This is a genomic window from Micromonospora cabrerizensis, assembly GCF_022230955.1.
GTDB classification, from domain to species: domain Bacteria; phylum Actinomycetota; class Actinomycetes; order Mycobacteriales; family Micromonosporaceae; genus Micromonospora; species Micromonospora cabrerizensis.
Genome location: NZ_JAKKFI010000098.1, coordinates 80,258 through 105,216, shown reverse-complemented (window position 1 = coordinate 105,216; position 24,959 = coordinate 80,258). Strand labels below are relative to the sequence as shown.

The window sequence follows — 24,959 nt, the reverse complement described above, 5'->3', positions numbered from 1 at the left end:
CGTCACCGACAACCCGGTGTGAGTCTGGTGCGCACCGCACTCGATCCGCTCTCACATCGCTATCACCGGACTGCGGCATTGAGTGATCGCCGGGCTACGCTGCTGCGAGTTGCACGATCACAGCGGGGGAGCAGATGCGGTTCGGGATCCTGGGGCCTCTGCGTGTCGGCGGTGGCGAGTCCACTGTCACCGCCGGCCGGGACCGGATCGTGCTCGCCATGCTGCTGCTGCGCTCCGGCCGGCTGGTGCCTGTCGAGGAACTGGTGGACGCGGTCTGGGAGGAGCGCCCCCCGGCCACCGCCCGAGCCCAGTTGCAGACCTGCGTGTCGCGGCTGCGGCGACGGTTCGCCGACCTGGGGCTGGCACCGGAGATCATCGTCACCGACCCGGCCGGGTACGGCGTCCGTATCGCCCCGAGCGACCTGGACGCCGATGCCTTCGCCCGGGGCGTCGACGAGGCCCGGGCCGCCGTCGCGGCCGGCCGGCTCGCCGAGGCGGGTGAGCGGTTCCACGAGGCCCTGGCACTCTGGCGCGGGCCGGCGCTCAGCGGCATCCCCAGCCGCAGCGTCCGTCGTCGGGCACAGACGCTCGACGAACAACGCCTCACCGCGCTGGAGGAGCGCGTCGACGTCGAGCTGCGCCTCGGGCGGGCCGCCGAGCTGATCGAGGAACTCGCCGAGAGCGTAGACCAGCATCCGCTGCGGGAGCGTCTGCGTGGCCAGCTGATGCTCGCCCTGTCCTCGGTCGGCCGGCAGGCCGACGCGCTCGCGGTCTACCGGGAGGGCCGGCGGTTCTACGCCGACGAGCTGGGCATCGAACCGGGTGCCGAGTTGCAGGAGCTGCACCAGCGGGTGCTCGCCGGAGACCTGGCACTCACCGGTTCGGAGGAGCGGGCCTTCACCCCGGTCCGGGCGCTGCCCCGGGCGATCAACGATTTCACCGGACGGCAGGAGACGCTCGCCCGGCTGGTCAAGGAGATCGAGGAGGACGACGCCCGAATCCAGCTCGTCGACGGCATGGCGGGCAGCGGGAAGACCACACTGGCCGTGCACGTCGCCACGGCGCTCGCGGACCGTTACCCCGACGCGCACCTCTTCATCGACCTGCACGGGCACAGCGAACGGGAGCCACTGCCGCCCGCCGCCGCCCTTGCCGCGCTGCTCCGCCAGCTCGGTGTCCCGGGGGACCGGATCCCCGCCGACACCGACGAACGCGCCGCCCTGTGGCGCAGCAAACTGTCCGGACGGCGGGCGATCGTGGTGCTCGACAACGCCGCCAGCGCCGCTCAGGTCGCACCGCTGCTGCCCAGTGGCCGGGACAGCCTCACCCTGATCACGAGCCGTCGGAGGCTCGCCGGTCTGGACGGCGGAAAGCCGTCGTCGCTGGCCGTGCTGGACCCGGAGGAGGCGGTGGAGCTGCTCGGACGGGTGGTCGGCGCCGACCGGGTCGCCGCCGAGCCGGAGGCGGCCGTCGAGGTGACCACCCGTTGCGGGCACCTGCCGCTGGCGATCCGGCTGGCGGGGGCCCGGCTCGCCCACCGGCCCCGGTGGCGGGTCCGCGACCTGGCGGACCGGCTTGCCGCCGGACGGGACACGCTGACCGAGCTGTCGGCCGGCGAACGCTCCGTCGGGCAGGCCTTCGCTCTGTCGTACGCGCAGCTCGACCTCGACCAGCAGCGGATGTTCCGGCTGCTGGCGTTGCACCCCGGCGGCTTCTTCGACGATCGGGTGGCGGCGGCGGTCGCCGACCTGCCGTTGCCGGACGCCCAGGACCTGCTGGACAGCCTCGTCGACGCGCACCTCGTCGACGAGCCGGAAGCCGGCCGTTTCCGCTTTCACGATCTGATGCGCGAGTACGCCCGCCAGCTGCTGGAGACCGGCGAGACCGCTTCGGGGCGGAGCGCCGCCACGGTCCGGCTGCTCGATCATCACCTGCATACGGCCCACGCCATCGCCAGCCGGATGGAACCGGTGGCCAGTCGGTCCGTCCTGGTGCTGCCGGAACCTCCCCGAGCCGACCTGGTGCGCGCGTCCGTCTCGGATGGTGCTGCCTGGTTCGACGCCAACCGCGCGGCGCTTCCGGCGCTGGTGCGGCTGGCCGCCGCCGAGGGGCACCTGGAACGCTGCTGGCAACTGGCCCGCACATCCTGGTTCTATCTGTTCAGGTACGGCCACCTGGACGAGCTGGTGGACACCCACACCGTCGCGCTGCGCGCCGCCGAGCAGCTCGACGACGCGGGGGCCATCGCCACCGTCCGGAACTACCTCTCCTCGGCTTACTTCCGGCTCGGGCGGTTCCCGGAGGCCATCGAGCTGATGGAGGTCGCGCTCCGGCTGCGTCAACGGCTCGGCGACCGGCGTGGTGAGGCGACGGTCCGTCGGAACCTGACCGTGGCGTACGGGGCGAACTGGCAACTGGCTCCCGCCATGGCCCACTCCGCCGCGGCACTGGCGCTCGTCTCCGCCGGCGATCAGCCGGTGGAGGTCATCGCGATACTCAACAACCAGGCGTTGTTGCTGTTGGCGTGGGGCCGCTACCCGGAGGCGCGGCTGGCCTCGCGGCGGCAGATGCGCCTGGCCCGCGACATCGGCGACATGAACAGCCTGTACAACGCCCTCGGTCACCTCGGGGCGGTGCGGGCCCGGCTTGGCGACTACCCGGGAGCGCGCCGGATACTGCGGCTCGCCTTGAAGTTCAAGCGCCGGGAGGGCAACCGCTTCGGGGAGGGCGAGGTCCTCAACGAACTGGGCAGCATCGAGCGGATCCTGGGCCGGCCGGAGGCCGCCGCGACACTGCACCGTGAGGCGCTCGCCGCGGTGACGAAGGCCGGGGACCGCACCGCCGCCAGCATGTCGCGCAACCTGCTGGCCCGTGCGCTGCTCGACCAGGGCGACGTGGCCAGCGCGGTGGACCTGCACCGGCGGGTGCTCGCCGACGCCATCCGGATGAACGCCCCGCACGAACAGGCCGGGGCGCTGGACGGCATTGCCCGCTGCCTGCGGGACACCGACCCGGCTGCGGCCCGGTCGCACTGGTTCCGGGCGCTGTCCCTGTTCCGCCAGATCGACTCGCCGGAGCAGTACGAGGTGGAACGGCTGCTGGCCGAGTTGGGCTGACGGATCATCTGCGAGTCGGCCACGGGCGCGGCAGGATGGTACGCGTGACGACTCCAGAGGCGACCGGTTACCGGATCGAACGCGACTCGATGGGCGAGGTGGAGGTGCCCGCCGAGGCGTTGTGGCGGGCACAGACCCAACGCGCGGTGCAGAATTTCCCGATCTCCGGCCGGGGCATCGAACCGGCCCAGATCAAGGCGCTCGCGCAGATCAAGGGCGCGGCGGCCCAGGTCAACGGCGAGCTGGGCGTGATCGACGCCAACGTCGCCGCCGCGATCGCCGCCGCTGCCGCGCACGTGGCCGACGGCGGTTACGACGACCAGTTCCCGGTGGACGTGTTCCAGACCGGCTCCGGCACGTCGTCGAACATGAACACCAACGAGGTGATCGCCACCCTGGCCAGCCGGGAGCTGGGCTCGCCGGTGCACCCGAACGACCACGTCAACGCCTCCCAGTCGAGCAACGACGTCTTCCCGTCCTCGATCCACCTGGCTGCCACCCAGTTCATCGTCGAGGATCTGCTGCCGTCGCTGGCTCACCTCGCGTCGGCGTTGGAGGCCAAGGCCGCCGAGTTCGAGACGGTGGTCAAGGCCGGGCGTACGCACCTGATGGACGCCACCCCGGTCACGCTCGGCCAGGAGTTCGGCGGGTACGCCGCGCAGGTCCGCTACGGCATCGAGCGGTTGGAGGGCTCGCTGCCCCGACTGGCCGAGCTGCCGCTGGGTGGCACCGCCGTCGGTACCGGGATCAACACCCCGCTCGGCTTCGCCGCCGCGGTGATCGACAAGCTGCGCGAGGCGACCGGGTTGCCGTTGTCCGAGGCGCGCAACCACTTCGAGGCGCAGGGCGCCCGGGACGCGCTGGTCGAGACCTCGGGGCAACTGCGTACCGTGGCGGTCGGCCTCTACAAGATCGCCAATGACATCCGTTGGATGGGCTCCGGCCCTCGTGCCGGCCTCCGTGAGCTGCGCATCCCCGACCTCCAGCCCGGGTCGTCGATCATGCCGGGCAAGGTCAACCCGGTGGTGGCCGAGGCGATGCGGCAGGTCTGCGCACAGGTGATTGGCAATGACGCGACCGTCGGCTTCGCCGGCTCGCAGGGCGACTTCGAGCTGAACGTGATGCTCCCGGTGATGGGCCGCAACCTGCTGGAGTCGATCCGGCTGCTCTCCGCGGTGAGCCGGCTGTTCGCCGACCGGCTGGTGGTCGGCCTGGTCGCGGACGCCGAGGTCTGCCTGGCGTACGCCGAGGGTTCGCCGTCGATCGTCACCCCGCTCAACCGCTACCTCGGGTACGACGAGGCGGCGTCGATCGCCAAGGAGGCGTTGGCCAAGCAGACCTCCATCCGCGAGGTGGTGATCTCCCGGGGGCACGTCGACTCCGGCAAGCTCACCGAGACCCAGCTCGACGAGACCCTGGACCTGCTGCGGATGACCCACCCCTGATCCGGCTGCCTGCCCCGTCCGGCGCTGCTCAGGCCGGCTCAGCGCAGGTGCCGTGGTCTCGCCCAGCCGAGGAAGCGGGTGAAGAGCGCCGCCGGGTCCGGGCCGTCGTGCGGGTTGAGCCGGTACAGGTCGGCGGCTGCCTCGTGCAGCACCGCGCACAGGTAGACGCTCAACCCGACCCGGTCGTGGGCGTACTCCTGGCGGAGGGTGAGCCGCGCGACCGGGCAGGGCCAGGGTGCGGCGCAGACCCGGCACAGCCAGAGCGGGCGCAACGGCAGGTGTGGCCGACCGGGCGTCGTGGCGCGGTTGTCCGGGGCGGTCCGGGACATGCTGTGGCCTTTCGTGTCGCGCTGCGCCGGGCCGGGCTGGGTTGCGCCGGGCCGAGCTGCGCCAAGATCGTGCTCGATCCTGGATCTAGTGGCCTCCGCACCTCGGGACCCCACTGTTTCCGCGATCTTGCGCGATCTTGCGCGGTCGGAGTGGCCGGCGTGGACGGGGTCGAGGTGGCCGGCGTGAACGGGGTCTGGGTGGTGGGCTTCGGGGTCTGGGTGGTGGGCTTGGACGGGGTCTGGGAGGTGGGACCGCCCGGCCGGGGGAGCGGGCGGTCCCGTGTGCACCGACAGACCCGGGGGACGGGGAGCGGTGCCGCACTTCACAGTCTGGTGATCAGGCGACTACGGTCGGAAGGGTTTGGCCGCGTCGTCACAGTCGCCCTGTTTCGGGTGGCGCCGCCGCTGGCGGCCGGCTGGAGTTGATCGTCAGCGGGGTGGAGGGCGGTACGGCATGGCCGATGGACAGATGACGGCGGCGGCGTTCCTGGTCGCGGAGCTGCGCCGGGCCCGGGCTCGGCGGGGCTGGAGTCAGGACGAGCTGGCCAAGGCGGTCAACTACTCGGCGTCGATGGTCAGCGCCGTCGAGCTGGGCCAGCAAGCGCCCACCGCCAAGTACCTGGAACTCGTCGACCGCGCCCTGGACACCGGCGGCCTCTTCGGCCGGATGTCCACCGAGCTGGTCAGCCTGGACCGGGCCCAGCCGTGGTTGCGTGGCTGGCAGGCGATCTTCGAGCAGGCGCGCACGGTCCGGTGGTACGAGCCCCGCTACGTGCCCGGGCTCTTCCAGACGGAGGGATACGCGCGTGCGGTCTTCGAGGCTGGCGGCCTGCTCGCTCCCGAAGAGGTCGAGCGGCGGCTGACCGACCGGATGAACCGCCAGGACGTGTTGCAGAGCGAGCGTGCGCCGCAGATCGTGGCGGTGCTGGACGAGGCGGTGCTGCGACGACGGGTGGGTGGGCGAAAGGTGATGCGCGACCAGACGCTGCACCTGGCCAGCATCGCCACCGGGCACCCGCGGGTCCGGCTGCACGTGGTCCCGCAATCCGCCGAGGAGTATCCGGGGCTCGGTGGGCAGTTCGCGCTCGCCGTCCTGCCCGACAGCACCGAGCTGGCCTATCTGGAGTGCCAGGTTCGCGGCCAGGAGCTGGACCAGCCGCGAGATCTGGCGCGGTTGCAGAGGGTCTGGGAGGCTACCTTGGGCGAAGCCCTGCCACCGCAGGCATCCATCGACTTTCTGAACGAGGTGGCCGAGTCGTGGAGTTGACCGACGCTCGATGGCGCAAGAGCAGCCGCAGCAACCAGGACAACTGGTGTGTCGAGGTGGCGACGAATCTTGGGGACGTGGTCGGGGTGCGAGACAGCAAGGACTCGGACGGGCCCGTGCTGGTGGTCGACGCGTACTCCTGGCGGCTCTTCGTGGTCGCGCCCCCGCGCTGAAACGACCGGCTCGCCCGCGACGGTGGTCGCGGGGTCTCTTGCCCGCAACTTCACCGAAGTTGCTGCTTCGTCGCGGCCTGAAGCAGCAACTTCCCCGATGTTGCGCGGATCTTCCGCGCGGGCGGCGCGGGCGGCGCGGGTAAACGGGTCGACGGTGGTGTGGGGCGGCGGGATGATCCCGTTATGAGTGACCTGCCCTGCACCGAGCGGCTGCGGTTTCGGCGGTTGACCATGGCTGACGTGGACGCGCTGGTCGACCTGGACAGCGATCCCGAGGTGATGCGGTTCCTCAGCGGTGGTGTCGCCACGCCGCTGGCCACGGTTCGCGACGAGCAGTTGCCGAGGCTGCTGGCCCAGTACGAGCGGTATCCCGGGCTGGGTCGTTGGGCGGCGCTCGACCGGGAGGCCGGCGACTTCCTGGGTTGGTGCGCGCTCGACCCGTCGGCGGACGGCACCGAGGCCGAGTTGGGCTACCGGCTGCGGCGCTCGACGTGGGGGCGGGGGCTGGCCACGGAGGGGTCGCGGGCGTTGGTGCGGTACGCGTTCGACACCGTCGGGGTGCGTCGGGTCTGGGCGGAGACGATGACGGTCAACGAGCGGTCCCGGCGGGTGATGGCGAAGGCGGGGCTGCGCTATCTGCGGACGTTCCACCTGCAGTGGGACGACCCGATCCCGGGCACCGAGCACGGCGAGGTGGAGTACGAGTTGCGGGCCGAGGAGTGGGCCGCCACCGCTCAGGAGCGACCGGCCGCCCGGCGGGCGCGGTAGGCGGTCACCGCGGCGCGGTTGCCGCAGCCGGCCTCGCAGAATCGCCGCGACCGGTTGCGGGACAGGTCGACGACCACGTTGTCGCAGTCCGGGTACTCGCAGATCCGCAGCCGGCTCAGCTCGCCAGCGCGAACCAGGTCGGCCATCGCCATCGCCGCCTCCACCGCGATCCGGGTGGCCAGGGGCGCGTCCCGGGGTACGGCGTGCAGGTGGTAGGGCTCGTCGTCGTGCTCGATGAGCTGGGGCAGCGCCTTGTGTTCCAGCAGCAGGCCGTTGACCAGCGCGACGATCTCGGGTGGCTCGGCGTACCAGATGCGGCGTAGCTGGGGCCGCAACTCCCGGACGGCCCGCAACTCGGCGTCGGTGTGCTCGTGTCGCCCGCTGTAGGAGTAGCGGACGAAGAACGCGTCCAACGCGGCGACGTCGGGCAGCAGCTCGCCGTCGCGACCCGTGGTGTTGACCAGCGCGGCGGCGGCGATCAGGGAACATTCAGTGTCATGAGCAAATAGCATCTTGACTCCTGTCATGGCTTCCGCCTAACGTCATCAGCACAAGGATAGTTTGCTCATGACACGGTGCCGTCCCGAGGAGCGCGACATGCACTCACGACCTGCTGCCGGCGCCGCGTTGGCGTTGCTCTCCGCAGTCACCTTCGCCACCTCCGGCACCTTCGCGCGGTCGCTCATCGAGGCCGGCTGGTCAGCCGAGTCCGCAGTGATCGCCCGGGTCGGCATCGCCGCCCTGGTGCTGGCGATCCCCGCCCTGCTGTCGCTGCGGGGCAGGTGGAACGTGCTGCGGAGCAACGCCACGGCCGTCGGGCTGTTCGGCCTCCTCGGGGTGGCGCTGGCCCAGGTCTGCTTCTTCAACGCCGTGCGCTACCTGCCGGTCGGTGTCGCGCTGCTGCTGGAATACCTCGGCATCATCCTCGTCGTCGGCTGGATGTGGCTGCGGCACGGGCAGCGGCCCCGCCGACTCACCGTGGCCGGCTCGGTGGCCGCCCTGGCCGGACTGGCGTTCGTGCTCGACCTCGCCGGCACCGCCGACTTCCACCCGGTGGGTGTGCTCTGGGGACTCGGCGCGGCATTCGGCCTGGCCGGATACTTCGTGCTCGCCGGGCGGGTCGACCCCCGACTGCCCTCGGTCGCCATGGCCAGCGGCGGAATGGCAGTAGGCGCCGCCGTCCTGCTCCTCGTCGGGCTGACCGGTCTGCTGCCGTTGCACGCCACCTTCGGCGAGGTCACCTTCGCCGGGCAGCCCACCAGTTGGCTGCTGCCCATCGCCGGGCTCTCGCTGGTGGCCGCCGTCATCGCGTACCTCGCCGGTATCGCCGGCACCCGGATCCTCGGCCCCCGGCTGTCGTCGTTCGTTGGGCTGACCGAGGTGCTCTTCGCGGTGCTGATCGCCTGGCTGTTCCTGAACGAGCTGCCCACCGGCTGGCAGCTCTTCGGAGGCGCGATGATCGTCGCCGGGGTCGCGCTGGTGCGCCTCGACGAACTGCGCGGGACGCCGGCTGCGTCCGCGCCGGTCTCGCCCGAGCCGGAGCTGGTGCTCGACGCTCGGTGACCTTGCTGGCGTGCCGGTGCCCGTGCCGGTGCCGGTGGTCGGAGGTCGTGCGGGTGCCGGTGCCGGTGCCGGTGGTCGTGTTGGTGCTCGGCGGTCGATGAGACAGTGGGCAGCGTGCTGACCACTGTGGTGTTCGATGCCGACGAGACCCTGCTGGATCTGCGGCCGGCGGTGACCGGCGGGCTGGTGGCCGTCCTGGACGAGATGCGGCGGCTCGCTCCGGCGGCGGCGGCCAAGGTGTCGCTTGCCGAACTGGAGTCGGACTGGGGCGCGGTCTTCGGCGAGTTGAAGGCCGCACCGGTGGCGGAGATCCGCCGGGCCGCGCTCGCCCGGTCGCTGGCCCGCGCCGGACTGGACGACCACCTGGACGATGCCGCAGCCCTCTTCTTCGCCCGCCGGTTCGCCCTCACCCGACCGTTCTCGGACGTGCCGCCGGCACTGGCCGCGCTGCGCGGTCGGTACACCCTGGGCTTCGCCACCAACGGCAACAGCCGCACCGAACGGTGCGGGCTCGCCGGTGAGTTCGCCTTCGAGGTGTACGCGCACGAGAACGGACTGCCCAAGAAGCCGGCCCCGGAGTTCTTCGCAGCGGTGGTTGCGGCGGCCGGAGTGCCGGCCGAGCAGATCGTGTACGTCGGAGACTCGTGGGAACACGACGTGGTGGCACCCCAGCGGGCTGGTCTGCGGTCGGTGTGGTTGAACCGGCAGGGGCTGCCTCGCCCCGTCGGGTGCACACCCGATGCCGAAGTGTCCAGTTTGGCCGAACTGTCGATCGCGCTCGCTGATCTGCATGTCGGAGTGGGTGGTCTTCGCGTCGGTGCGGGTGGTGTCGGCACTGACGAGGCCGGTGCCAGCGGTGTCGGCGTCGGCGCTGGCGTGGGTGATGTCCGCAGCGTTGGCGTGGGCGGTGTTGGGGTGGGTGGCGTTGGCGTTGGCTTGGGCGGTGTTGGGGTGGGTGGCGCTGGCGTGGGCGGCGCTGCCGTCGAACTGGGTGGATGAAGGAGAGATTCAACGCCATAACGGGCGTTCACCTGGCGTAAACCCGAACGTTGTTGTGTGATGGCTGCCACGTCCCTCAACGAGAGGATCTGATGTGGTGAGCAAGCGCTTCACCGTCGGCACGGTCGCAACTGCGGCAGTGCTGGCACTTACGGCTTCGGGGCTGGGTGTACCGGCCAGTGCCGCGCCAAGCAACGCCCGCACCTTCACCGTCGTCGCCGAGGACGGCGTCGCCGCCGACACGGCGGTCGCCGCGATCCGGGCAGCCGGCGGCACTGTGGTCTCGCGGTCCGACGAGGTCGGAATGTTCCAGGTCACCAGCGACCGGGCCGACTTCGCGGCCAGGGCGAACGCCGCCCCGACGCTGCTCGGTGCCGCCGAGCAGAAGGCCATCGGCCGCAAGCCGAAGCTGGACCGCGTCGAGCAGGAGCACCTCACGGCCGCTACCGCTAACGGTGCTGCTCGTGCCGCAGCCAAGAAGGGCACCAAGCTCGACCCGCTCGACGACAAGCTCTGGGGCCTGAACATGATCCGGGCCGACCAGGCCCGCAAGATCGAGCCGGGCGACCGTCGCGTGACCGTCGGCGTGCTGGACACGGGCGTCGACGCCAGCAACCCGGACATCGCGCCGAACTTCAACTGGTCGCTGTCGCGCAACTTCGCGCCGGACCTGACCGACGTGGACGGCCCCTGTGAGGTGCCGAGCTGCCTCGACCCGGTCGGCACCGACGACGGCGGGCACGGCACCCACGTGGCCGGCACCATCGGCGCCGCGGCCAACGGCTTCGGCCTCTCCGGCGTTGCCCCGAACGTCTCGCTGGTCGAGCTCAAGGGTGGCCAGGACTCCGGCTACTTCTTCCTCGACCCGGTCGTCAACGCCCTCGTCTACGCCGGCCGCTCCGGGATCGACGTGGTCAACATGTCGTTCTACGTCGACCCGTGGCTCTACAACTGCACCGCCAACCCTGCCGACTCGCCCGAGGACCAGGCCGAACAGCGCGCCATCATCAAGGCGATGAAGCGGGCGCTGATCTTCGCCCACAACAAGGGCGTCACCCTCGTCGGTGCGCTCGGCAACAACAACGAGGACCTGGGCGCACCCCGGACGGACGTCACGAGCCCGGACTACGGTGCCGACCCGTACCCCCGACCAATCGACAACAACAGCTGCTGGGACATGCCCACCGAGGGCCCGCACGTGATCGGTGTGTCGTCGGTCGGCCCGTCCGGCAAGAAGTCGGACTTCTCCAACTACGGCACCGAGCAGATCTCGGTCGCCGCCCCGGGCGGATGGTTCCGGGACGGCTTCGGCACCGACACGTTCCGTACCGACGCCAACATGATCCTCTCCACGTACCCGAAGCACGTGCTTCAGGAAGAGGAGTCGGTCGACGCCGACGGCAACATCGTCGCCGGCTTCGAGGAGTCGGTCTTCAAGCAGTGCAAGGCCAACGGTGAGTGTGGCTACTACACCTACCTGCAGGGCACCTCGATGGCGTCCCCGCACGCCGCCGGCGTCGCCGCGCTGATCGTCAGCCGGTACGGCAAGCCGGAGCGCCGGGGCGGCTTCGGGATGTCGCCGGACCTGGTCGAGCAGCACCTGTACCGGACGGCAGCCGAGCACGCCTGCCCGGAGCCGCGCCTCCAGCAGTACCGCAACGAGGGCCGGGACGAGACCTACGACGCCTACTGCGCCGGTGGAGTCAACTTCAACGGCTTCTACGGCTACGGGATCGTCGACGCCTACGCGGCGGTGAAGACCCCGCTCAAGCCGAACGCCCGCCCGTAAAGCACCGCCTCGGGGCCCGGTCGACAATCGTCGGCCGGGCCCTGTCGGTGTGCCCGGCAGTGTCGGTGTGCCCGGCTCCGTCGGTGTGCCCGGCTCCGCTTCCCGCCTTGATCGACTCGGGTTTCTTGAAGGCGGGGTGTCGGGGGTCGGTGGATGCCACGGGTTTCCAGGAAGCCGAGTCGATCAAGGGCAGGTCCGGGGTCACCGTCGCCATCCGCGACTGACCAGCGCGGCGCGCACCTCGTTGAGCACCGCCGGAAACTCGGCGTGCAGCCGTCGACTCGTCACATGTAGGACCAGCCAACCCGCCCCGACCAGCAGGTTCAGCCGATGGCGGTCGCGGTGTAGCTGATCAGCGTCGGAGTGCCACTTGCCGTCGTACTCGACTGCGACCCGATACTCCGGCCACGCCAGGTCGGGGTGCAGGACAACGCCGCTGACCAGGCGTATCGGATGTTGAACGACCGGACGTGGCAACCCACCGAGCATCAGCCGTACGCGCAGGTGCGACTCCGGTGGGGACTGGGCTCCGCCGTCCGCCAGGTCGAAGACCCACCGTGCCCGCCGTCCACCAGGTCGGTCGGCGTTGCGGGCAGCCAGTGCGGCCAGTGTGTCGCGACTGGTCAGCCCCTGCCCAAGCAGCGAGTCGACGACGGCGACCGCACGGATCGGGTCGAGCCACACCGCCGTTTCCCAGGCGGCCCGTCCCGGGTCGGAACGGGGGATCGGGCCGTTCGGGTCCCAGTTGGGCTGGAGCGTGACACCCCCTTCACGCCCGTCGCTCGGTCTGGCGGCCGCGATGCTGCCCCTTGTGGTGATCGCCATGTGGCCCGTTCTGGCCGTCACCGCTGCCGGTCGAGCAAGTTGCCGATTGGGCCGTGGCGGTGCTCCCACGGTCGGCGGGCGCCCTGCCCCCACGGGGAGCCCTGTTGGTGATGGGCGCGCTACGTCACGTGATCGACCTCCATGCGGCGAGCGCGCTGCGTCTGGCGGTTGTTCTGCGTCCGGCGGACGCCGTGTTCCTGCTGAACGCTCCGTTCCTGGTGGGCGCTCCGTTCCTGGTGCGCGCTCCGTTTCTGGTGGAAGCCTCGTTCCTGCTGAACGTTCCGTTCCAGATGGATGCTCAACACCGGGTGGATGCCCCAGGCCTGGTGGGCGTCCTGCTTCCAGTGGATGCGCTGCGCTTGGTGGAGGCGCTGCGCTTGGTGGAGGCGCCGCGTTTGGTGGAGGCGCCGCGTTTGGTGGAGGCGCCGCGTTTGGTGGAGGCCCTGCACTCGGTGGATGCGCTGCGTTTGGTGGAGGCCCTGCACTCGGTGGAGGCCCCGCGCTTGGTGGACGCCTTGAGGCTGGCGGACGGCGCGAGCCCGGTGGCGGCGCGGCCAGAGCTGGCAGTTCGTCATCTAGGAGCGGGGAGATGGCGTTGACGTGCACGCGGAGGCCGCGCTGCGGGCCGATCCGCATCTGCCGGGGCGCGAGGATGTGCACGTCGTCGGTGAAGGCTGCGGCGTGTTCGACACCGAGCAGGTAGGCGGCTGACGGGCCTCCGATCACCACCCCGGACGGGAGTCGGAGGAGTGCGGCGCGACAGGCCAGGGTGTGGTCCCGGTCGAGCCGAGCGTCGGCATAGATGTCGTGGCGCAGCCGCACCCAGGCGGCACTGCGCAGCTGATGTTCGGTGAGCAGGCCGTCCCGGACAGCGTCGGAGCCGCGGAAGACCCGCCACGTCAGGGCGTCGGGGCGGTGCGGACGTGGTGGCATGCCGAGCAGCCTGCCGACCACCCGTGGACCGCCGAAACCCCTGTGGACAACCTGCCCCGGCGGGCCGCCCGGCCCTGTGGACAACCGAAAGCCCGCGCGACAATCGTGGTATGACGTGACCGCGCCGCCGACCGGTACTCCGCCCGTACTTCCGCCGGCCGCGCCTGCGGATCGCGGGTCCAGACGTGCAGGAAATGGCCCTGGAAATCGTGGGCTCCCCAGGTCGCGGCCATCCCGCCCGGCCGGCCCAGCCGGGCTCATACGAGCCGCCACCCGCGCCGGCCCAGCCGGGCTCAGACGACCCGCCACCCGCGAAGCTTGTGACGCAGTTGGTGATCGCGCTGCTGTCACTGGGACCTCGGGGCTCGTGATCCACTCGCGTTCTTGAAAGTCGGGGTGACGTCGGCACTGGGATACCGCGATTTTCAGAAACCCGAGTCGATCAAGACAGGCGCGCGCTGGTCTGCGCTGGTCCGCGCTGGTCCGCGTTGCTTCGTGCTGGTTCGCGCCAGGGGGCGAGTAGGTGGATGGCTCGTTCGTCAGCGGAGGGCGCTGGTGATGGCCGTGGCGGCGGCCAGTACCTGGGGACCGATCTTGTCGACGTCCAGCGGGGCGAGCGCGACTACGCCGACGCTGGCCTCCAAACCAGGGACGCCGAGCACCGGCGCAGCCACCCCGTACGCCCCGGCCTGCAACTCCCCGCTACTGCTCACCGGCGCTGCGTCCCCGGCTCGACCAGCCAGGATGGCCCGTCCGGCCGCCCCCCGGTCCAGGGGATGCCGTGCTCCGGCCCGGTATGCGACGTGGAACGACGTCCAGCTCGGCTCGACCACGGCCAGGGCCACACCCTCGCCACCCTCGACGACGGTCAGATGCGCGGTCGCGCCGGCCTGCTCGGCGAGGCGGCGTAGCGCGGGTAGCGCACCCTCGGCGAGCAGTGGCTGGGCGCGTCGGGCCAGGTGCAGCAACCCGGCCCCGAGACGCAGCCTGCCGTCGCCGTCGCGGCGCAGCATGCCGTGCCCGATCAACGGACTGACCAGCCGGTAGACAGCCGCCCGACCGATGTTGAGCTGGTTGGCGGCCTCGGTGACGGTCAGGCCGCCCGAGGCGTCGGCGACCAGGTGCAGCAGCCGCAGACCCCGGTCGAGAGTTTGCGACGTTTCAGCGGCCCGTCCCGCAACGGCGTCAGCCCGCCCGACAACCGCGCCGACCTGTCCGGCCGCGCCGACCTGTCCGGCCGCGCCGACCTGTCCGGCCGCGCCGACCTGTCCGGCCGCGCCGACCTGCCCGGCCGCGCCGACCTGGCCAGGGACGGCGTCAGCGGGCGCACCGGGGTTGGCCGGAGTCTCACCCGAGCGTGCGGTCGCATCCACGCCTGGCAGCGTACGACCCGGCACCGGCGGACCCGGACAGGCACGGACAGCTACCCTTGTGCGGTGACGCTACGCCTGTATGACACCGCCACCCGATCGGTGCGGGACTTCGTCCCGCGGGAAGCCGGCAAGGTGGGGGTCTACCTGTGTGGTCTCACTCTTCAGGCGCCGCCGCACATCGGTCACCTTCGTTCCGGCGTCAACTACGACGTGCTGCGCCGTTGGCTGTTGGCCGCCGGCTACGAGGTCACCTTCATCCGCAACCTGACCGACATCGACGACAAGCTTCTGGTCAAGGCGGGTGAGCAGGGCCGGCCGTTCTGGTCGATCGCGTACGCCAACGAGCTGCTTCTCGCCGAGTCGTACCGGGCGTTGAACGTGCTGCCGCCCACCTACGAGCCGCGCGCCACCGGGCACATCCCGGAGATGCACGAGCTGATCACGAAGCTGATCGCCGACGGGCACGCGTACCCGGCGACTGACGGCTCCGGCGACGTCTACTTCGATGTGGCGTCCTGGCCGGCGTACGGGTCGTTGTCGGGTCAGTCCCCGGACGCGATGCAGTCGGCCGGGGACGCCCCGGACCGGGGCAAGCGGGACCCGCGCGACTTCGCGCTCTGGAAGGGTGCCAAACCGGACGAGCCGGCGGACGCCTACTGGCCGTCGCCGTGGGGGCTCGGTCGTCCGGGCTGGCACATCGAGTGCTCGGCGATGTGCTGGCGGTATCTCGGCCCGGAGTTCGACATCCACGGCGGTGGACTGGACCTGACGTTCCCGCACCACGAGAACGAGATCGCCCAGTCCAAGGCCGCCGGGCTGCCGTTCGCGCGCTACTGGGTGCACCACGGGCTGCTGAGCATCGGCGGGGCCAAGATGGGCAAGTCCGCCGGCAACGCGCTTGACCTGGCGTACGTGGACTCGCTCGGGGTGCGGCCGGTGGAGCTGCGTTACTACTACGCCGCGGCGCACTACCGCTCGTTGATCGACTACTCGGAGGATTCGCTGCGCGACGCGGCCACCACGTACCGCCGGATCGAGGGGTTCGTGCAGCGGGCGGCCGAGCGGGTCGGTGCCGGGCAGCCCGGCGAGCTGCCGGCCGGTTTCGTCGCGGCGATGAACGACGACCTCAACACCTCCGCCGCGCTGGCCGTGCTGCAACAGCACCTCCGGGACGGCAACACCGCGCTGAGCGCCGGTGACGATGTGACCGTCCGCACCACGCTGGCCGTGGTACGGGCAATGCTGGATATCCTCGGGATCGACCCCCTCAACCCGGTGTGGACGGGTGGCGGCCGATCGAGTGATCTGCGTGCCGTGGTGGACTCCCTGATCGCGCTGGCCCTGGAGCAGCGCGCGCAGGCCCGGGGCCGCAAGGACTGGGCTGCCGCCGACGCGGTACGTGACCAGCTCAAGCTGGCCGGCGTGGTGGTCGAGGACACCCCCCAGGGCCCCCGTTGGACTATTGGAGAGCAGGACTGATGGCCGGCAACTCGCAGCGCCGTGGCCGGCGACTGACATCGAAGGCTAGCGCCCCCAAGGGCACCGGTGGCAAGAACAAGGACTCCCTGGCCGGGCGGGGTCGCACCCTGCCCGCGGACGAGCGTCCCTGGCACAAGGGCTACTCGGGCACCGAGAAGCTGCCCCAGCGCACCGCCTGGAAGCAGGACAAGGAGCGCCGGGCGGCTGCCGAGGAGGGGCGCGCCCCGAAGATCGGTCAGCCGGGTAGCAAGGACACCACCTGGGGCAGGGGCGGCGGTCGGGGCGTACCGGTCGGCCGGGGCGCCAGCGGCGGCGGCGGTCGGGGCGGCAAGCCCACCGGCCGGTCCGGCCCCCGGGTCGCGCCGGGGCGCAAGTCCAACCCGTCCAAGGACTCCCCGGAGCTGCTGGTCGGGCGCAACCCGGTGCTGGAGGCGCTGCGCGCCAACGTGCCGGCGACGGCGCTCTACACCGCCCAGGGCATCGACATGGACGACCGGATCAACGAGATCATCCGGACCGCCGCCGACCGGGGCATCGCCAACCTGGAGATCAGCCGGGCCGAGCTGGACCGGATGACCGGTGGGGTGCTGCACCAGGGCGTCGGGCTGCAGGTGCCGGCCTTCGCGTACCAGCCCTTCGAGGACATGGTCGCCGCCGCCCTGGAGCAGCAGGCGCCCCTGCTGGTCGCGCTGGACGGTGTCACCGACCCGCGCAACCTGGGTGCCGTGATCCGGTCGGCCGCCGCGTTCGGCGCGCAGGGTGTCTTCGTACCCGAGCGACGTGCCGCCGGGATCACCGCGACCGCCTGGCGGACCAGCGCCGGCGCGGCCGCGCGGGTGCCCGTGGCGCAGGTGACCAACCTGACCCGGTCGCTGAAGGCGTGCCGGGACGCCGGCTTCATGGTGGTCGGCCTCGACGCCGACGGTGACACCGACCTCTACGACCTGGAGGCCGCGGTCGGTCCGCTGGTGGTGGTCGTCGGCTCCGAGGGGCGCGGGCTGTCCCGCCTCGTCGGCGAGACCTGCGACCTGACCGTCAGCATCCCGATGATCTCCGAGGTGGAGTCGCTCAACGCCAGCGTGGCCGCCGCGGTCACCCTGGCCGAGGTCGCCCGCCGACGATCCGCCGAGCTGTAACCACGTCGACGAGGCCCCCTTCCGCCAGCGCGGAAGGGGGCCTCGTCGTCAGATCTGCCAGGACCACGGATGAAGAGGCCGGAATCAACGAGCCCTGAGCCGCTCATCCACCGCCGGCAACGACGAATGGGGCGGCCCGCCGAAGCGGACCGCCCCATTCGGTACGGCGTTACGTCAGATCCGGCCACCCGTGGCGGCGTGGAAGACGTGGCTGCGACCGGCGACCGGCTTGACGAACACGGTGTCACCCATGTTCGGCATGGTGCGCCGGTCGGTGCGGACGACGAAGCGCTCCGAGTTGCCACCCAGCGCGGCGTGACCGTAGACGTTGGCGTCCGAGCCGAGGTCCTCGACCAGCTCGACCACGACCGGCATGCCGCCCTCGGTCGGGCTGACCAGCTCGCAGTCCTCCGGGCGGAAGCCCACGGTGACCTTGCCGTCGCCACCCTCGGCGCGGGCCGCAGCGACCTGCTCGCGCGTCAGCGGGATCTGCAGCTCGGCGAACTCCGCGCCCTGCTCGTTCAGCGGAACGGTCTTGATGTTCATGGCGGGAGAGCCCATGAAGCCGGCGACGAACACGTTGGCCGGGGTGTCGTAGAGCGCCCGCGGGGTGTCCACCTGCTGGAGGACACCGTCGAGCAGCACGGCGACCCGGTGACCCATGGTCATGGCCTCGACCTGGTCGTGCGTGACGTAGACCGTGGTGACGCCCAGCTTGGCCTGCAGGGACGCGATCTGGGTACGGGTCTGTACACGCAGCTTGGCGTCGAGGTTCGACAGCGGCTCGTCCATGAGGAAGACCTGCGGCTCGCGGACGATCGCCCGGCCCATCGCGACACGCTGACGCTGACCACCGGAGAGCGCCTTCGGCTTACGGCTGAGGTATTCCTCCAGCTGGAGCAGCCCGGCTGCCTCCTTGACCCGCCGGTCGATCTCCGACTTGGAGGTCTTGCGCAGCTTGAGGGCGAACGCCATGTTCTCGTACACCGTCATGTGCGGGTAGAGCGCGTAGTTCTGGAAGACCATCGCGATGTCGCGGGCCTTCGGGGGAAGGTGGGTGACGTCACGCTGGTCGATGTAGATCGAGCCGGCGTCCACGTCCTCCAGACCGGCGAGCATCCGCAGGCTGGTGGACTTGCCACAACCGGAGGGGCCGACCAGGACGAGGAACTCGCCGTCGCCGATCTCGAGGTCCAGCTCGTTGACGGCGGGACGCTCTTGGCCCGGGTAGACCCGGGACGCCTTGGAATAGGTGACCGTAGCCATGGTGAAGCGCTTCCTTTCACCGGCAGGAACGTGCCGGACGATCCGAGTGAAGGAGCAACCGGCGCGTATCCGTGCCGGTCAGCGGACGGCGGCTCGGTCGCGAGGGCGCCGGGCAGTCGTCCGTGTGTGAACCGTAAACGTGTTTCCCCCTGCTGCCAAGGTCGGGGAGCGTCGAACGTGACCTACGGATTACGCATTCCGGTCACTCCGGCACTGTCGGACACCAATCGACACACGGCAAGGCGGCCGCAAGGCGTACCGGCGTCGGGTTGTTGACGTTTCCCGTGCTCGGGAGGCATCGCGAGCGGGATATCCGGACGTCACTCGCTATGCTGACCTCGACGCACGCGCCCCTGTAGCTCAGCTGGCCAGAGCACTCGCCTTGTAAGCGAGATGTCGCCGGTTCGATCCCGGCCGGGGGCTCCAATTTCATCAGGCTTTGCCCGATGGGCACTGCCACGAGTCGACCTGTTGACAGCAACGGCTCTCACGAGAGCTTGCCGAGAGCCTGACGCATCGCGTCGAGGTTGGCGTGGGCGTAGACCTTGAGCGTGATCTTCACGTCGGCGTGCCGAGCGACGGCCTGAACGACGTGCGAGGCGGTGACGACGTGGACGCAGGGGAGCCCCCGACGGCGGGCGAGTTTGGCGAGCCAGCCGGGCCCTGCGGGCCGCCCTTGACCCCGGAGCCTCTGCGACCCCTCGGGCCGGTGTTGCCGCCAGGCGGGGCTGCCCGAGGTGCACGCGCCGCATCCCCACCCCGGCTTCGCCGAGCGGTACCCGTGTCAACGCGACCTTGACAAGGAACCGCACGTACCTGGAGAACACCGTAGAGCATCCGTCACCGGAAGGCTCTGGAGAGCCTGAGCGTCGGTTCACCGTTGTTTCTGTACGGTACTAGTCGTTGTTTTCGCGGGCTACCGTACAGGGAGAAGTCGAGCCTTATTGGCAAGGTTGCCGTAACAAGCCCAGTTGCTCAACTCGATCAACCCGTCGTTTTGGTAAGAATAGTTTCGCGATGGGCTCCACCATCGAAGCGGTCTGCTTCTGCTAGGCGTTCCCCGACCTCGTCGAGATAATACCCTTCGCCACTTCGGCCACGGTTGCGTCCTCCGCCCGCGCCCGAGCAGACAGCCGGTCAAACTCTTGGACCTCTTCACCGGACCAGCTCAGGTGCAGTCGCCGCTCTGGAACGGTTGCGATGTGCAGATACTCCTGCGGTGATCCCCAAAGGCACGTCTCGCATTCAGAAGCAATGCGGCGCTCCCAGTTGGGGCAATTCTCGCATGACCAGGACTTGGCCCTGTTGCACGACGGGCACAGGGGCATGAAGTCCTCGAGTGAAAGCTCTGGCGACTCACCCGAGATTCGGTATGGAATCCGGTGGTCTGCCTGAAGTTCCCTCGTCGTGAACTTGCCATTGCAAACAGCGCAGCGGTGGAACCATTGCGCGCATAAGCCTTCCTTGAAGGCTTTAGGAAGCGCGCGGCGGCCCGTCATGGATCCGTCACTGATTTTAGGAACGAGTTCGTATCTGGCCATTCGGCGGCCTGCCACAAAGACCATGTTCATTTTTATTTCTACGCCAGCATCCTTGATGTCGGCGATCGCACGTGGAGGATGGTCATAGCCCATCTGGTTAAGATCTGCGGTAGTTACATAACCCTGACTGATCATACGCTCGACGGCCCTCTTTGCCCTTAGGCTGAGAGGCAGACTCAGGACCCAAGCCGTAAAGGCCTCCGGGTAAGGGCTTGACATGGATGGAGACTCTAGCCGTTGCGGCAGGCGGGGTCACGCCCATAGTGGCGTGGGTTCCGCCTCGGCCGGGACAAGTCGCGCCATCACTTGTCCGACGCCGCCAAGTCGGGAGACGAGGGCTGGCGACAGGTATAGCGATTCCACGGTATGTGCCGTGTTCCCGTTTAGGGTGGCTTGGGACGACTTGCCGGCATAGAGGTGAAGGTGTGTCAATTTCAGCGATTCCGTCAGGGGCTTCCCGTAGGACTTCGTGCCGGTGGTGCCGTCGTACGAAAGAATGAATGACACGTCGCGGGCGATTGCGTCACTCAGATTTTCGACGAAACGCTCACGAGAGAGGCCCGCCATGTAACGGTGGTCTCGGGTATTCGATACCCCCTCGTAAGGGGGATCCATGTAAACGACATCGGGCAAATCGGCAGATCGTAAAGCATCCGTATAGTCTCGTGTGAGTGCCATTGCGCCAGTGAGGGCTTTCGACGTTGCGGCGAGGCGCGCTCTCATAGTGGCTGGTTTTGCGCCAAGTCGGCGATTGTCGGCGCCTTGGTTGAATGCGCCGTGGCGGTTGTACCGGACTGCCGCCTTGACGCATCGCGCGAGAAGGTACAGGAGGAAATGCGGCTCGTGCGTCGCGTTGAACTTGGAGCGGATATCTTCGAAATAGCTTCGCGGGTCGGAGAGCTGTGCCTGCCACAGCATCTCGTAGTCATCCGCCAGGGCCGCCGGTTCCGCCAGAATTCGCTGCCACAAGGCCATCAGTGGCTCATTTACGTCACTGATTACAGCTGTCTTTGGCACTGAAAGGTAGGAAGCTGCGATCGAGACAGCCGCAGAGCCGGCGAAGGGTTCTATCAACCGTGCGGTGTCTGCGGGTAGCAGTGGAACAATGGCATGAGCCAACTGCCGCTTGCTGCCCTGATAGGGAATTGCATGTGGCACGGCGTCTAGGCTGGGAAGCCTCTGAGGGGCAATCGGGGCCGGCGTCATGGTGAACAGTCTGCCGCACCGGGCAGGGATGCTTAACGCCGGCCGGCGTGGCCTGGTGGTGTGTCGTCTGGCGTAGCACGAGGTATATGGATCTTTTCGAGTCGGCGAGGAGAGGCGGCCCAAGCGTCGAGGCAAACACCGTGTTGGCTAACGCCACAGGGGTGACGCCTAGCACGCACGCCACCCCGCGTCACTGCTCGGGGGCTCCAATTCCACCAGGCTTTGCCCACCGGCGCAGCCCGCTCAGCGCGTTGCCCGAGTGCGCCGCGCGGCGACGTAGCGGCGCATCTTCTCGGCAGTTCCGCAGTCGTCCATGCTGCACCAGCGGCGACTGCGGTTCTTGCTCTCGTCGTTGAAGATGAAGCGACAGCCTCCGCATCCCTTGATCCGGTGCAGTGCCCCCGTGGTGAGCAGTTGGACCGCTGCGTGCACCACCGGCCGTAGAGGCCGGGCGAGCGAGCGGTCATCCCGCCAGACCCACGCGTACGTGCTGTCGCCCTCAAGCTGTGCGTGGCCGAGCGCGTCCGCTTCGTCGTCGCGCAGCCGGGCCAGTGCGGGCGCGCTCGGGGCCCCTCCGGTGGTCAGTGGCCGGAACACCTCGTCGAGGTAGTCGCGGGTGTGCAGCGCTCGTGAGAAGGCAGCGTGGGCGCCGTCCGGATCGTTGCGGGACAGCCGGCGCAGTGCTGTCGCCTCTGTCTGGGTGAGGGCGCCCGCGTGCACCCCCCAGGCGACCAGCTCCGGATAGCCGGTCAGCACGTCGTCGTCCGGGAGCCCGACGGGTGGGCCGGAGCGGGTGTTGACGAAGTCCAGGGCGAGGTTGCCGCCCACCAGGTGCATCCGCGTGACGTCCTCGGCTGTTTCCATCAAAACCAACTTTACCAGTTGACCGTCGACAAGGGTGATCGCTAGCTTGTTTCTGGCGTAGCTGATTTAGCTGGAAACAATGGGAGGGTCGCATGGGCCAGAGGCGGGCAGTGGGAGCACTGATCGGCTTGTCCGGAGGGACGTTCCTCTACACAACGGCCGAGGCGCTGCCGATCGGGCTGCTGCTCCCGATGGCGGCCGACCTTGCCGTCTCGCCGTCGCAGGTGGGCATGCTCGTCACCGCGTACGGCGCGGTGGTGGTCGTCGCCTCGATCCCGTTGACGGCGCTGGCCCGGAGAATCCCCCGTCGGCGACTGCTGTCCGCGCTCCTGGCCGGCTTCGTGGTGAGCACCGCGATCACGGTGTTCGCGAGCTCGTTCGCGTTGCTGCTGGCAGCCCGGATGGCGACGGCGGCGACCCATGCGTTGTTCTGGGCGGTGGTGGTGCCGGCCGCGGCCGAGCTGTTCCGACCCGGACTACGCGGTCGGGTGGTCGCGATCGTGTTCGCCGGCGGCAGCGTCGCTCTGGTCCTGGGTGTGCCCGCGGGCACCTGGCTGGGCGAACGCGCCGGCTGGAGGGTGTCGTTCCTGGCGGTGGCCGGGCTCGGCGCGATCGTGCTCGTCGCGGTGGCCTCGCTCCTGCCGTCGACGCCACCCAACGAGGGGCACGCCGCCCGGGGCGCGACACCCGACGTCTACCGCTTCTGGCTGCTGGTCGCGGTGGCCATCCTGGCGACCGCCGGTGCCATCGCCGGCTACACCTACGTCGCCCTCTTCGTCACCGAGGTCAGCGGCTTCGCCGCCTCGGCGGTCGGGGTCATCCTGCTGGTGCGCGGCGTTGCCAGCGTGCTCGGGATCTTCGCCGTCGGAGTGGTGGTGGACCGCAGCCCGTGGCTCGCCCTGGCCGCGACCGTCACGCTCCAGTCGGTGGCACTGCTCGGGCTGTACGCGGTCGGCCACCGTCCGGCGGTGGCCGTGGGCCTGCTCGCCCTGGCCGGGCTGGCGTTCGCGGCGTTCACCGCGGTGCTCGGTGGCATTGTGCTCGAGGTTGCGCCCGGGCGCTCCGACCTCGCCGCCGCCACCGTCTCTGCCGCGGTCAACGTCGGCATCACCGGCGGCGCCCTGGTCGCCGGTCTCGCGCTACCGAGCCACGGCGTGCGCAGTACGGTGCTGCTCGGCGCACTGCTCGGCGTGGTCGCTCTGCTGGTGGTCGCCGCTGCCTTCGCCGGCCGGCGTGCCACCCGACCCGGCGACGGGGTGCCCGGCGGTAGCCTGGGGCCGGGCAACGAGCAGGGCGGGACGGGGGCCGATGAGCCGCGCGGTGGAGGAGTCGAACCGGGCGATGCTGCGTGCCCGGGACGCGATGGACCGGGCGTACGCGGAGCCGCTGGACATCCCCGCGTTGGCCCGGATCGCGCTCGTCTCTGAGGCGCACTTCATCCGGACCTTCCGGGCCACGTTCGGTGAGACTCCACACCGCTACCTGCAACGCCGCCGGGTGGAGCGGGCGATGGCACTGCTGGTGGAGACGAACCGTGACGTGACGGACATCTGCTACGCCGTCGGCTTCGGCAGCCTGGGCACGTTCAGCCGGACGTTCCGGCAGATCGTCGGGGAGTCTCCCTCGGATTTCCGGCGGCACCGCGTCGCGGCGGCCAACGTGCCGTCGTGCTTCGCCAAAGCGTGGACCCGACCCAGCAGTTTTGGATAAGCCGCAGGTCACGGTCTGCCTCTAGCGTCATGGGCATGACGATGAACGCGATCAGCCGCTCCCAGATCTACGTCCTCGACCAGGACGCCGCGCTTGACTTCTACGTCAACAAACTCGGCATGGAGGTCAACACCGACCAGGACCTCGGTTTCATGCGGTGGTTGACGGTCAACCTGCCCGGCGACCCGGAGCGCGAGATCCTGCTGGAGAAGCCGGGCCCGCCCGCACTGGACCCGGCCACCGCCGAGCAGGTCCGGGAGCTGCTCACCAAGGGTGCCCTCGGCGGGTACCTCTTCATGACCACCGACGACGCCCGCAAGACGCACGAGGATCTCGTGGCGAAGGGTGTCGAGATCACCGACGAGCCGACCGAACGCCCGTACGGGATCGACTTCGGCATCCGGGACCCGTTCGGCAACCGGATCCGCATCGGCCAGATGTTCCCGCGGGCGTAGGGGAGTCGGCGATGAGCCAGGCCGCACCCTTTCCGCTGGTACGACCGGCCGCCGTCGGTCGGGACCGCGTACTGCTGATCGGCGGCGTGCTGGCCGGCCCGATCTTCGTCGGCTCGGCCATCGTGCAGGCGTCGACCCGGGAGGGCTTCGACTTCCGCCGGCACCCGGTCAGCGTGCTGAGCACCGGCGAGCTGGGCTGGATCCAGATCGTCACGTTCCTGGTCAGCGGAGTGCTCTGTGCGCTGGCCGCCGACGCGCTGCGACGCCGTACCGGCGAAGGCGGCGGGTCGGTCTGGCTTCCCCGGCTGCTCGCGTTGTACGGGCTGGGCCTGATCGGGGCGGCGATCTTCAGCGCCGACCCGGCCGACGGGTTCCCGGTCGGCACGCCCCGGGGTGCCGGTCAGATCAGCTGGCACGGCGGCCTGCACTTCCTGGTGGCGGCGGTCGCCTTCGTGTCGCTGATCGCGGCGACGGTGGTGGCCAGCCGTCGGTCCGCACGGCAGGGGGCAGGCGGCCGAGCCGCGTACAGCCTGGGAGTTGGCATCTTCTTCGCGGTGGCCTGGGTCGCCCTGATCGTCCGACCGGCACCGGCAGTGATGGTGGCATTCGGTCTGGCGGTGACGGCCGGTTGGCTGTGGGTGTCGGTGACCTTCGCCCGGGCGGCGTCCGGCCAGACCGACTGACCTGACGGCCGCAGGCCCGGGAGGTGCGGGGTGGAGCCC

At 69.9% G+C, this 24,959-nt stretch carries 22 protein-coding genes, 1 tRNA gene and 1 pseudogene; 16 read left to right on the top strand and 8 right to left on the bottom strand.

Features of this window, described 5'->3' with window-relative positions:
- Positions 1–134 precede the first annotated feature (134 nt).
- Both LADH09A_RS26365 and LADH09A_RS26360 read left to right on the top strand, forming a co-directional pair.
- Positions 135–3,116, top strand: coding sequence for an AfsR/SARP family transcriptional regulator (locus LADH09A_RS26365; RefSeq protein ID WP_238648275.1), 2,982 nt, complete (start codon positions 135–137; stop codon positions 3,114–3,116).
- Between the two features lie 35 nt (positions 3,117–3,151).
- Positions 3,152–4,561: a class II fumarate hydratase gene (locus LADH09A_RS26360; protein WP_238648274.1), complete on the top strand. Its 1,410-nt coding sequence runs from the start codon at positions 3,152–3,154 to the stop codon at positions 4,559–4,561.
- A 38-nt stretch (positions 4,562–4,599) separates the two neighbouring features.
- On the opposite strand, the gene LADH09A_RS26355 is transcribed toward LADH09A_RS26360, so the two are convergent.
- Complete coding sequence (locus LADH09A_RS26355; RefSeq protein ID WP_238648273.1) at positions 4,600–4,890, bottom strand: hypothetical protein; 291 nt, start codon at positions 4,888–4,890, stop codon at positions 4,600–4,602.
- A 454-nt stretch (positions 4,891–5,344) separates the two neighbouring features.
- Between LADH09A_RS26355 and LADH09A_RS26350 the strand changes: the two genes are divergently transcribed.
- The 3 genes from LADH09A_RS26350 (at position 5,345) to LADH09A_RS26340 (ending at position 7,098) form a co-directional block, all read left to right on the top strand.
- Complete coding sequence (locus LADH09A_RS26350) at positions 5,345–6,157, top strand: helix-turn-helix domain-containing protein (RefSeq protein WP_238648271.1); 813 nt, start codon at positions 5,345–5,347, stop codon at positions 6,155–6,157.
- Positions 6,148–6,330 carry a DUF397 domain-containing protein gene (locus LADH09A_RS26345; protein WP_238648269.1) on the top strand — a complete coding sequence of 61 codons (183 nt, stop codon included), beginning with the start codon at positions 6,148–6,150 and terminating at the stop codon, positions 6,328–6,330. Before LADH09A_RS26350 ends, LADH09A_RS26345 begins: the two co-directional genes overlap by 10 nt.
- Positions 6,331–6,513: 183 nt before the next feature.
- Positions 6,514–7,098 (top strand): GNAT family N-acetyltransferase, encoded by a 585-nt coding sequence (locus LADH09A_RS26340; RefSeq protein WP_238648266.1) that lies wholly within the window; start codon positions 6,514–6,516, stop codon positions 7,096–7,098.
- On the opposite strand, the gene LADH09A_RS26335 is transcribed toward LADH09A_RS26340, so the two are convergent.
- Complete coding sequence (locus tag LADH09A_RS26335; RefSeq protein WP_238648264.1) at positions 7,065–7,610, bottom strand: CGNR zinc finger domain-containing protein; 546 nt, start codon at positions 7,608–7,610, stop codon at positions 7,065–7,067. The genes LADH09A_RS26340 and LADH09A_RS26335 overlap by 34 nt on opposite strands.
- An 85-nt stretch (positions 7,611–7,695) precedes the next feature.
- Between LADH09A_RS26335 and LADH09A_RS26330 the strand changes: the two genes are divergently transcribed.
- The 3 genes and pseudogenes from LADH09A_RS26330 (at position 7,696) to LADH09A_RS26320 (ending at position 11,449) form a co-directional block, all read left to right on the top strand.
- A complete protein-coding gene (locus tag LADH09A_RS26330; protein WP_238648262.1) occupies positions 7,696–8,661 on the top strand; it encodes an EamA family transporter in 966 nt (321 codons plus the stop codon).
- A gap of 114 nt (positions 8,662–8,775) precedes the next feature.
- Positions 8,776–9,450: pseudogene (locus LADH09A_RS26325) on the top strand (HAD family hydrolase); the annotation flags it as partial.
- Between the two features lie 307 nt (positions 9,451–9,757).
- Positions 9,758–11,449 (top strand): S8 family serine peptidase, encoded by a 1,692-nt coding sequence (locus tag LADH09A_RS26320; RefSeq protein WP_238648261.1) that lies wholly within the window; start codon positions 9,758–9,760, stop codon positions 11,447–11,449.
- Positions 11,450–11,650: 201 nt separating this feature from the next.
- Here the strand turns inward: LADH09A_RS26320 and LADH09A_RS26315 are convergent, their stop codons facing one another.
- The gene (locus LADH09A_RS26315) at positions 11,651–12,274 is read right to left on the bottom strand and encodes an endonuclease domain-containing protein (protein ID WP_238648259.1); all 624 of its coding nucleotides are present in this window, start codon (positions 12,272–12,274) and stop codon (positions 11,651–11,653) included.
- A gap of 104 nt (positions 12,275–12,378) precedes the next feature.
- On the opposite strand from LADH09A_RS26315, the gene LADH09A_RS26310 reads away from it, so the two are divergent.
- Positions 12,379–12,873 (top strand): hypothetical protein, encoded by a 495-nt coding sequence (locus LADH09A_RS26310; protein ID WP_238648257.1) that lies wholly within the window; start codon positions 12,379–12,381, stop codon positions 12,871–12,873.
- A gap of 873 nt (positions 12,874–13,746) precedes the next feature.
- Here LADH09A_RS26310 and LADH09A_RS26305 read toward each other — a convergent pair.
- The gene (locus tag LADH09A_RS26305) at positions 13,747–14,580 is read right to left on the bottom strand and encodes an IclR family transcriptional regulator (protein ID WP_372492351.1); all 834 of its coding nucleotides are present in this window, start codon (positions 14,578–14,580) and stop codon (positions 13,747–13,749) included.
- A 63-nt stretch (positions 14,581–14,643) separates the two neighbouring features.
- Between LADH09A_RS26305 and cysS the strand changes: the two genes are divergently transcribed.
- Positions 14,644–16,059, top strand: a complete 1,416-nt coding sequence (gene cysS, locus LADH09A_RS26300) for a cysteine--tRNA ligase (RefSeq protein ID WP_238648255.1) — start codon at positions 14,644–14,646, stop codon at positions 16,057–16,059.
- On the top strand, positions 16,059–17,195 hold the full coding sequence (gene rlmB / locus LADH09A_RS26295) for a 23S rRNA (guanosine(2251)-2'-O)-methyltransferase RlmB (RefSeq protein WP_238648254.1): 1,137 nt from the start codon (positions 16,059–16,061) through the stop codon (positions 17,193–17,195). Before cysS ends, rlmB begins: the two co-directional genes overlap by 1 nt.
- A gap of 174 nt (positions 17,196–17,369) precedes the next feature.
- Here the strand turns inward: rlmB and LADH09A_RS26290 are convergent, their stop codons facing one another.
- Complete coding sequence (locus tag LADH09A_RS26290) at positions 17,370–18,461, bottom strand: ABC transporter ATP-binding protein (RefSeq protein ID WP_238648252.1); 1,092 nt, start codon at positions 18,459–18,461, stop codon at positions 17,370–17,372.
- Between the two features lie 349 nt (positions 18,462–18,810).
- Here LADH09A_RS26290 and LADH09A_RS26285 point away from each other — a divergent pair.
- Positions 18,811–18,887, top strand: a tRNA-Thr gene (locus tag LADH09A_RS26285).
- 623 nt (positions 18,888–19,510) lie between these two features.
- On the opposite strand, the gene LADH09A_RS26280 is transcribed toward LADH09A_RS26285, so the two are convergent.
- From LADH09A_RS26280 to LADH09A_RS26270, 3 genes are all read right to left on the bottom strand, one after another.
- Positions 19,511–20,095: an HNH endonuclease gene (locus tag LADH09A_RS26280; protein WP_238648250.1), complete on the bottom strand. Its 585-nt coding sequence runs from the start codon at positions 20,093–20,095 to the stop codon at positions 19,511–19,513.
- 159 nt (positions 20,096–20,254) lie between these two features.
- Positions 20,255–21,208, bottom strand: a complete 954-nt coding sequence (locus LADH09A_RS26275) for a DNA adenine methylase (RefSeq protein ID WP_238648248.1) — start codon at positions 21,206–21,208, stop codon at positions 20,255–20,257.
- A 243-nt stretch (positions 21,209–21,451) separates the two neighbouring features.
- The gene (locus LADH09A_RS26270) at positions 21,452–22,072 is read right to left on the bottom strand and encodes a CGNR zinc finger domain-containing protein (RefSeq protein WP_238648247.1); all 621 of its coding nucleotides are present in this window, start codon (positions 22,070–22,072) and stop codon (positions 21,452–21,454) included.
- A gap of 128 nt (positions 22,073–22,200) precedes the next feature.
- Between LADH09A_RS26270 and LADH09A_RS26265 the strand changes: the two genes are divergently transcribed.
- From LADH09A_RS26265 to LADH09A_RS26250, 4 genes are read left to right on the top strand one after another with little or no spacing between them, the layout of a single operon-like run.
- Positions 22,201–23,499, top strand: coding sequence for an MFS transporter (locus tag LADH09A_RS26265; RefSeq protein ID WP_238648246.1), 1,299 nt, complete (start codon positions 22,201–22,203; stop codon positions 23,497–23,499).
- A complete protein-coding gene (locus LADH09A_RS26260) occupies positions 23,381–23,782 on the top strand; it encodes a helix-turn-helix domain-containing protein (protein ID WP_238648244.1) in 402 nt (133 codons plus the stop codon). Before LADH09A_RS26265 ends, LADH09A_RS26260 begins: the two co-directional genes overlap by 119 nt.
- Positions 23,783–23,817: 35 nt before the next feature.
- Positions 23,818–24,237 carry a VOC family protein gene (locus tag LADH09A_RS26255; protein WP_088952055.1) on the top strand — a complete coding sequence of 140 codons (420 nt, stop codon included), beginning with the start codon at positions 23,818–23,820 and terminating at the stop codon, positions 24,235–24,237.
- Positions 24,238–24,248: 11 nt separating this feature from the next.
- On the top strand, positions 24,249–24,920 hold the full coding sequence (locus LADH09A_RS26250; protein ID WP_238648242.1) for a DUF998 domain-containing protein: 672 nt from the start codon (positions 24,249–24,251) through the stop codon (positions 24,918–24,920).
- Positions 24,921–24,959: the final 39 nt, after the last annotated feature.